We start from the raw sequence: 8320 nt of genomic DNA, 5'->3' as shown, positions 1-8320 counted from the left end.
GGTGGTGGAGGCGATGGGGGAGGGCGTGACGGGCTTCGAGCCTGGGGACGCGGTGGTGCTCAGCTACTACTCCTGCCGAGTCTGTGGCACGTGTGAGCGGGGGCATCCCGCCTACTGTGAGCGCGGGTATGCGGGGAACTTCTCCGGCGCGCGGCCGGATGGCTCCTTCCCCATGCGGTGGCGCGGTGCGCCCATCCGCTCGGGGTTCTTCCACCAGTCCTCATTCGCCACCCACGTGCTGGCGCACCAACACAACGCGGTGAAGGTGGACCGGAAGGCGCCGCTCGAGCTGCTCGCGCCGCTGGGCTGTGGATTCCAGACGGGCGCTGGGGCGGTGCTGGAGGCGTTCAAGCTCCAAGCAGGACAGCAGCTCGCCGTCTTCGGCGTGGGCGCGGTGGGGCTCGCGGCGGTCATGGCGGCGCGGGTCGCAGGCGCGGCGAGCATCCTCGCGGTGGACCTGGACGCGGGCCGGCTGGAGCTGGCGCGCGAGCTGGGCGCCACCGACACGTACCTGGCGGCGGAGCCCGAGCTGACGAAGACGATGCTCAAGCGCACCCGGGGCGGGGTGGACTTCGCGCTGGAGTGTGTCGGCATTCCTCAGGTGCTGCGCCAGGCGTTCGAGGTGACGCGCCCCTTGGGCACGTGCGGCCTCCTGGGCCTTCCCAGCCCCGAGGCGTCGGAAGTGACGCTCTCGATGACCCGGCTGCTCTACGGCAAGCGGCTGGTGGGCATCATCGAAGGGGACGCGGACCCGAAGACCTTCATCCCCCGGATGGTGGCATTGCACGCGGAGGGGCGGTTCCCGCTGGAGAAGCTGAGCCGCTCCTACGACTTCGAGGCCATCAACGACGCGGTTCACGACATGGAAGCGCGCACGGTCATCAAGCCCGTGCTGCGCATGCACGGAGGAAGCACGCGATGACCTTCGATGAAGCGGTGAGCGCGGGGCGACTGGAAGCGCAAGCGGCGCTCGCGTTGTTCGACAGCCTGCCCACGGTGGAGCTGGAGTTCATGCGTGGCACCTGGAAGGGCAGTGAGCTCCTCACGGGGCACCCGATGGATGGGATGCTCGGCGCGACGGGCTGGTACGGCAAGCGGTTCATCGACGACGAGAGCGTGCACCCGCTGCTGTTCTACACGGAGGACGGTGCGTCGGTGTTTCCAGTCGACCCGAGGAAGTGGCCGTCGCCGGCGATTCGCGGCCTCGTGGGGCCGCATCGGGCGGACGTGGAGACCGGGAAGTTCAAGGCGCGCCTGCGCCTGACGGTGTACCGGGGCCAGGTCAGCGCGACGATGATCTACGACGACTGGCCCACCCATGACGTGTTCAGGAAGGTGGACGCGAACACGGTGCTGGGACTGATGGACGCCCGGGGGATGGCCGCGCCGTACTTCTTCGTGCTGCGGCGGGACGACAAATAGGGCGCCCCGGATTTTCGCTCGCCCCGGCCCCCGCCGAGCGGAGGGCCGGGACGCGAGAGCGTCTGTCATCAGGTTGGCTGGCTCAATGGCAGCCAGAGACAAGGTCAGTCGCTAGGGCACCTTCGAGGCCGCGAGGACGAAGCGCGCGTAGCCCAGCTCCGCCACGTTCTTCATCAATTCGAGCGAGGCCCAGCCGACGATGTCGCCGAAGGGTTTGCCCTGAAGCGGCCAGAGGGTTCGCTCCGTGGAGCGCAGGTCCTCGTCGCCGAGCCGTTCAATGTGTCCCCGCCATTCGCCGTGCAGCCGCGCAATCCAGGCGCGGACCTCGTCGGCGGTGCCGGGCCAGTACACGGCCTCCCGCGTCAGCGTCGCATCACCGAACGAGTGGTTGAGCACCATGGACCACCAGAAGCCCAGGTGCCACGTCAGCCACGCCACGCTCGCGGGCCCCAGGTCATAGCCCTCGTGCTCGGGCCACTCCGCGCGCCACCGTCCGTCCGCGCCTTGCTGAACGTGGAGGCCCACCCGGCCCGGGCGGCGCAGGCATTCCTCCGTGGTCAATCCCTCGAGATGGTACTGGGCGAGCGCCCACGCGATATCGAGCTGCCCGAGGAGTGTGTCCCTGACGGGATGGGTCATGGGCCGCAAGCCAGGAGGCTTCCTCGGGTGACGTCCATGGCGCTTGCGCGGCCTGCGGCGCAGGGCTCCGCCTGAGGTTAGACTGCCCCCAATGAACTCCAGCCCGCCCAGCCGCTCGGCCGCCATCGTCGTGGCGGAGCTGGGGCCCACGAACACGGGGAAGACCCACCGGGCCATCGAGCGGATGCTCGAACACGACTCGGGGATGATGGGGTTGCCGCTGCGCCTGCTCGCCCGTGAGGTCTACGACCGGGTGACCGCCCGGGTAGGCGAGGGGCGGGTGGCCTTGATGACAGGCGAGGAGAAGCGGCTGCCTCCGCGCCCCGACTACTGGATTTGCACCGTCGAGGCGATGCCGCTGGACCGCAAGGTCGACTTCCTCGCCGTGGATGAAATCCAGCTCGCCGCCCACCGTGAGCGGGGACATGTCTTCACCGACCGGCTGCTTCATGCGCGCGGACGCAAGGAGACCTGGTTCCTCGGCGCGGACACGATGCGGCCGATGCTCCAGTCGCTCATCCCCCACGCGTCGGTGAAGCGCGCCACCCGCCTGTCGCAGCTCCGCTATGCCGGGCGCCGCTCCCTGAAGAGCCTGCCGCCGCGCTCGGCCGTCGTCGCCTTCTCCGCGGACCGCGTGTATGAGCTGGCCGAATCGCTCCGCCGGCTGCGCGGCGGCGTGGCCGTGGTGCTGGGCGCGCTCTCGCCCCGGACCCGCAATGCCCAGGTGGCGATGTATCAATCTGGCGAAGTGCAATACCTGGTGGCCACGGATGCCATTGGCATGGGGTTGAACCTGGACCTCAACCACGTGGCCTTCGCCGCGCTGTCCAAGTACGACGGCGCCGAGCAGCGAGACCTCTTCTCGGATGAGCTGGCCCAAATCGCCGGCCGCGCGGGTCGTCACCTGAACGACGGCAGCTTCGGCACGCTGAACACGCTGCCGGAGCTGTCTCCCCGGGTGGTCACCGCCATCGAGTCCCATCAGTTCCCCGCGGTGCGCAGCCTCATCTGGCGCAACGCCGAGCTGGACTTCGAAAGCCCCGAGGCCCTGCTCGACTCGCTGTGCCGGGCGCCCCGCCACAATGCCTTCATCCGGGTGGAGCGCGCGGATGACTTCGACGCGCTCAAGGACCTCTCCCAGATTCCCGCCGTCCGAGATTTGGTGACGGACCGGGCGGCCGTCGAACTGCTGTGGCAGGTCTGCCAGATTCCCGACTTCCGCAAGGGCCTGTTCGGGCAGCACGTCGGCCTGCTGCGGGAGACGTTCCTCCAGCTCTCCGCCGGAGACGGGACGTTGGACCCGACGTGGCTCGGCAAGCAGGTGTCGCCGCTCGACGACGTGTCGGGAGACCTCCACACGTTGATGGACCGGCTGGCCGCCATCCGCATCTGGACGTACATCAGTCAGCGCTCGTCCTGGCTGCATGACGCCGAGCAGTGGCAGGAGCGCACGCGCCACATCGAGGACGCGCTGGGGGACGCGCTGCATGAGCGCCTCGTCGAGCGCTTCGTGCAGCGGGCCGCGCGCAGGAGCGCCCGTCGCTTCGTGCGGGCCACGACGACGCCCGGGGCGAGCGGCTCCGACAGTCCCTTCGCCAAGCTGGGGCTGCTGTTGGGCGAGGTGTCGGGCGCGGACGGTGGGGCGATGACGGAGGAGCAGTTCGTCCAGCGCGTCGTCGACGCCACGCACGAGACGTTCGAGGTGGATGCGCTGGGCGGCATCTCCTTCGAGGGGCAGCCCCTGGCGCGACTGGTGCGTGGCACGGACCGTCGCTCGCCGCAGCTCGCGCTGGCGGAGCCGGAGGTCTGGACGGGCGGCGCGCGACGGCGGCTCGAACGACGGCTGCAGGCGTTGGCGCGAGATCTGGTCACCGAGGCGATGGGAGGCTTTCCCGCCGAGTCGCTCACCGGCGCCGGGCGCTCTCCCGTGACGCGGGGCCTCTCCTACCGCCTGGCGGAGGGGGTGGGGGTGATTACCCGGGCGGAGGCCTGGGAGCAGTGGGGCCTGATGGATGAGGAGTCGAAAGAGCGCCTGAGGTCGCTGGGCGTCCGCGAGGGCCGCCGCTACTTCTACGTGGTCGACGCGCTCGCCCCACCAGCGATGGAGCGACGCAGCATGCTGACGGCGCTGTTCCTCCAGAAGCCCCTGCCCAAGGGCGTGCCGCGAGACGTCACGCTGGAGGCCGCCGCATTCGGACCACGGGAGGCGCGAGCCTTCGGGTACGAGGTACTGGGCTCCGTGGCGCTGCGAATCGATGTCGTCGAGCGGCTCTGCGAAGCACTGCGTCATCCGCAGGGCGGGCCCCGGGCGCAGGCGCTCTTCCAGGAGCTGCGGCTGGACGCAGGCGCGCGTGCCGCGGTCCTCCGGGAGCTGGGGGGCGCAGCGGGCCCAGGCGCCGCGCAGAAGCGACGTCGTCGGCGACGGCGAGGCAACAAGCCCCCCTCCCACGGACAGCCCGCGCATGCGGGTTCGCATCCCTCGCCCCGAGGCAGTGGCCCCGGAGCGCGAGGAGCCCAGGGCGGACCCAAGCCGGAGTGAGGGTGGCCTGGAACTTGTACAGGGCCTTCCACGGTTGGGCCGGGTCTCGTGGAAGGATTCGAAATGAAGGCGTTATTCGCAGGGGGGCTGCTGGTGGCCGGGAGTGCATGGGCGCAGGAGGCACCGCGTCCCCCGGACATGGAGCTGGGTGTGAGCGTGGGCGCGGCGTTCAGTGGCAAGGACGTGGAGGGGGAGTCGCATCGCGGCGTGGGCGCGCGGCTGCACCTGCTCAAGCACCTGGGCCGCTACTTCTCCGTGGGGCCGGAGGCCGCCATCTACGCGAAGGCGGGCTCCGAGATGGATGTGACGTTCGACGGCGGGCAGCACTCCTACAACCTGGTGAACAAGCCCCTGTTCCAGGTCGGTGGGCTGGCGCGACTGGGCATCGACCTTGGCGGCTTCCGGCCCGCGGCCCTGTTCGGCGTGAGCTACAACCATGGCTCCGTCGTCAACCTGGGCTACTCCGTGGGCGCCGAGCTGGAAGTGCGCCCCGTGGAGTGGCTGCCGCTGTCCGCCGACGTGCGGGTCCACCGGAACCTCTACAACTACACTCGCGAAACGGACGAGCAGCAGCAGTACGTCACGCTGGGCGTCGGCTGGCGCATGCGCTGGTAGCGCCTCGCTGAAGCCCACGGCTCCCGAGGGCCTCGGGAGCGGTGAAAATCGTGGGGTGCCTGACACTCCTGTCGCGAATCTCAGACAGGGGTGTCAGCGCGAAGGAGGCCCGGCCTCGGCGGTGGCGGAGGTTCGACGAAGTGCTGGGAGGATCTTCGCGGCGAAGGCGTCGATGAACGGCTCCTGCCAGCGATTGACGTTGTGCAGGTACAGGTGGCTGAACCCCAGCTCGACGTCCCGGGCCAGCCAGTCCACGTGTCGCTGGAGGCTCGAGGACACGCGCACATGGCCCTCCAGGTCCTTGGGTTGGACCGTGCGCGCCAGCTCCTCGAAATGGGAGGGGCGGCGCAGGTCCGTGAGCACGGAGCTGGCGAAGATGTTCGGCGCCCACTGCTCCATCGCGCCCTGGAGCGCGGCCCGCTCGCCCTCGGCCCAGGAGAGCTGCACCTTGAGGAACATCGGCTTGCCTTCACCGCTGCCGCGGCGAAAGGCCTCCACCCTCTTCCGCAGCTCGTCCGGAGGCTTGCTCACGGTGATGAGACCATCCGCCCAGCTCCCCACCCACTCCGCCGTGTGCGGAGTGATGGCCGCGCCCACCAGCAGGGGAGGTCGGGCCGGCCGTGAGTAGAGCTTCGCTTCCTCCACGCGGACGAGCCCCCGGTGCGTCACCGTCTCCCCCCGGAAGAGGGCGCGCATCACCTCCACGCACTCCCGCAGCCGCGCGTTGCGCAGGTCCTTGGCCGGCCAGGGCTCTCCTGTCACGCCTTCGTTGACCAACTGTCCGCTGCGCAGCGCCGCCCAGGCGCTGCAGATGGTCTTCAACTTCGCCGCCAACCAGAACTTCTTCCTCTCGCTGGTGACGGAGGACGCGACGCCGCTGTCGGAGGCACTGCGTTCCTCGCCTTGGCTGCCCCACCTGGCGCAGTGGGCGAACTTCCTGCGCAACCACGACGAGCTGGACCTGGGACGGCTGCCCGCGGCGGCGCGAAAGCGCGTGTTCGCGGAGCTGGGCCCGGAGCCGAAGATGCAGCTCTATGGCCGGGGGCTGCGCAGGCGGCTGGCTCCCATGCTCGCGGGGGACCGACGCCGGCTGGAGTTGTCCTTCAGCCTGATGCTCTCGCTGCCCGGCACGCCGGTGCTCTGGTACGGGGACGAGCTGGGCATGGGGGAGGACCTGCCCCTGCATGAGCGGCAGAGCGTGCGCACGCCCATGCAGTGGTCAGACGAGCCCCACGGAGGTTTCACCCGGGCGCCCGAGCCCTTCCGGCCGGTGGTGTCCAAGGCGCCCTTCGGTTTTCCCCAGGTGAATGTCGAGCACCAGCGCGGGGACCCCACTTCACTGCTCAACTGGATGGAGCGCATGGTGCGCATGCGCAAGGAGTGCCCGGAGCTGGGCTGGGGCGAGTGGAAGCTCTTGCGCGTGAAGCCACCGAACGTCCTCGCGCTGCGCTACGACTGGAAGGACGAGACGCTGGTGGTGCTGCACAACCTGTCTGGCAAGGCCTGTGAGGTGGGCTTCTCTCCCGGCGGACCTCCGGCGAGGCTGGTGCATCTGCTGTCGGAGGCGCACTCCACGCCGGGCAAGGCGGGACGGCACCGGGTGACGCTGGAGGGGTATGGCTATCGGTGGTTCCGCATGGAGCCCCTCGCCACGGGGTGAGCGCGCATACCGGCCTGGGACGGCGCCGCGCTAAGGTGCCGCCCATGCTGACGGGTGTTGGGACGAGGATTCTCGCGGGAGTCGGAGTCGCGGGCGCGGTGGGCTTCCTCCTCGTGCTGGACACGGGGCGCCCCGAGCTCCGGCTCGTCACCAAGGCGCTGCCCATGCTTTGCCTGCTGCTGTGGCAGTGGCCGCCTCGGGAGCGGTATGCCTGGTGGGTGTTCGCCGGGTTGGGGTTGTCGCTCTCGGGCGACGTGCTGCTGGAGGGAGGGCCAGGGATGTTCCTTCCCGGGCTGGGCGCCTTCCTGCTGGCCCATGTGAGCTACATCGCCGCGTACCTCACCGTGACGCGCGGGCTCCAGGCGGTGAGGGCGCTTCCCTTCCTGCTGCTGGCCATGAGCGCCAGCGTGCTCCTGTGGCCGAGCCTGGGCGCCATGGCGCTTCCGGTGACGGCCTACGTCGTCGTCATCTGCACGATGTCCTGGCGTGCGACGGCGTTGCTGGGAGCCTCTGGCCTGTCCCACTTCGAGCAGCGGGCCGCGTTCGCCGGTGCGCTGTTGTTCGCCGCGAGTGACGGGCTGCTCGCCATCAAGCTCTTCGTGCGCCCCCTGCCGGGCGCCAGCTACGCCATCATGCTGTTGTACTGGGCCGCGCAGCTCAGCATCGCCCTCTCCGCGCGGGGGCCGCGCACCGAGTCCGTGAGCGCGGCGCACCCCCTGGCTTCGTGAAAGTGGGCGTGCTCCGGTTCGATGGACAGGTTGACTGCGCCGCTGCTCTTTCGAACTCGGCCCGGGCCCCGGGCGAAGGCTCAGTACGGCTTCTTCCGGGTGTAGTTCTCGCCCAGGCGACAGATGCTCTCGAACATCGCGTGAGTCTTGCGCTGGGTGAGGATGACGATGGCCAGCTCCTGCTCCGTCAAGGGCCGGCCCTCGGCCTTGGCCGTCGCTTCGATGGTGTCCAGGAGCCCGTAGAGCGCGAAGACCTTGTTGTCGCCGGTGAAGATCTCCCGGCGCACGGCCTCGGTCTGCTGGATGAACTCGTCCTCGCTCACATACTCGGAGTCGTCTGCGAACATACACTTGTGCATGTAGTCCAGCCCGGGGATGAACAGGCCCGTGACCCAGTCCAGCTTGAGGACCTCGAGGCCCCCGTTCTCGAGCGGCACCCACTTCACGGTGCGGCTGCCGACGATGTAGTACCGCGTCGAGTCGTACCGCCTCTCCGAGTCCGTCATGTCACCCCTCGTCGGGTTCCAGCCTCTCATGTCGGGGCGGCGGGGAGGTCGTCCCCGCCCACCGCGCCTCGAGATGCTCGCGCAGAGGATGCAGGCGCTCTGGCTGGAGCCGTCCTCGCTGGCGAGCTGCTGCTCCGCGGCGCGGCCACCCCGGGCTCCTTGGTGAACCCGATGTTGAACTGATTGAGCACGGGCCCCGGTTTGCCGTCAA

General features: G+C 69.5%; 9 protein-coding genes. 6 read left to right on the top strand and 3 right to left on the bottom strand.

Going from position 1 to position 8320, the window contains the following annotated elements:
* Both HUW62_RS14995 and HUW62_RS14990 read left to right on the top strand, forming a co-directional pair.
* Positions 1–922, top strand: a 922-nt coding sequence (locus HUW62_RS14995) for an NAD(P)-dependent alcohol dehydrogenase (protein WP_176434848.1), incomplete at its 5' end; no start/stop codon positions are given.
* Complete coding sequence (locus HUW62_RS14990) at positions 919–1422, top strand: DUF4334 domain-containing protein (protein WP_176434847.1); 504 nt, start codon at positions 919–921, stop codon at positions 1420–1422. The genes HUW62_RS14995 and HUW62_RS14990, both read left to right, overlap by 4 nt.
* 111 nt (positions 1423–1533) lie before the next feature.
* On the opposite strand, the gene HUW62_RS14985 is transcribed toward HUW62_RS14990, so the two are convergent.
* Positions 1534–2061 carry a DinB family protein gene (locus tag HUW62_RS14985; protein WP_176434846.1) on the bottom strand — a complete coding sequence of 176 codons (528 nt, stop codon included), beginning with the start codon at positions 2059–2061 and terminating at the stop codon, positions 1534–1536.
* Between the two features lie 91 nt (positions 2062–2152).
* Between HUW62_RS14985 and HUW62_RS14980 the strand changes: the two genes are divergently transcribed.
* A complete protein-coding gene (locus tag HUW62_RS14980) occupies positions 2153–4600 on the top strand; it encodes a helicase-related protein (protein WP_176434845.1) in 2448 nt (815 codons plus the stop codon).
* Positions 4601–4663: 63 nt separating this feature from the next.
* A complete protein-coding gene (locus HUW62_RS14975; RefSeq protein WP_163867519.1) occupies positions 4664–5215 on the top strand; it encodes an outer membrane beta-barrel protein in 552 nt (183 codons plus the stop codon).
* Positions 5216–5308: 93 nt separating this feature from the next.
* Here HUW62_RS14975 and HUW62_RS14970 read toward each other — a convergent pair whose 3' ends face one another.
* Positions 5309–6049 carry an LLM class flavin-dependent oxidoreductase gene (locus tag HUW62_RS14970; RefSeq protein WP_176434844.1) on the bottom strand — a complete coding sequence of 247 codons (741 nt, stop codon included), beginning with the start codon at positions 6047–6049 and terminating at the stop codon, positions 5309–5311.
* Between HUW62_RS14970 and HUW62_RS14965 the strand changes: the two genes are divergently transcribed.
* Both HUW62_RS14965 and HUW62_RS14960 read left to right on the top strand, forming a co-directional pair.
* A complete protein-coding gene (locus tag HUW62_RS14965) occupies positions 6027–6875 on the top strand; it encodes an alpha-glucosidase C-terminal domain-containing protein (protein ID WP_176434843.1) in 849 nt (282 codons plus the stop codon). The two genes, HUW62_RS14970 and HUW62_RS14965, sit on opposite strands and share 23 nt — an antisense overlap.
* A 44-nt stretch (positions 6876–6919) precedes the next feature.
* Complete coding sequence (locus HUW62_RS14960) at positions 6920–7603, top strand: lysoplasmalogenase (protein ID WP_176434842.1); 684 nt, start codon at positions 6920–6922, stop codon at positions 7601–7603.
* 80 nt (positions 7604–7683) lie between these two features.
* On the opposite strand, the gene HUW62_RS14955 is transcribed toward HUW62_RS14960, so the two are convergent.
* Complete coding sequence (locus HUW62_RS14955; protein ID WP_176434841.1) at positions 7684–8109, bottom strand: hypothetical protein; 426 nt, start codon at positions 8107–8109, stop codon at positions 7684–7686.
* Positions 8110–8320 lie beyond the last annotated feature (211 nt).

Source organism: Myxococcus sp. AM011 (genome assembly GCF_013372595.1).
Classification (GTDB): domain Bacteria; phylum Myxococcota; class Myxococcia; order Myxococcales; family Myxococcaceae; genus Myxococcus; species Myxococcus eversor.
The sequence above is the reverse complement of the archived record's forward strand: the minus strand, read 5'-3'. Positions and strand labels throughout refer to the sequence as shown.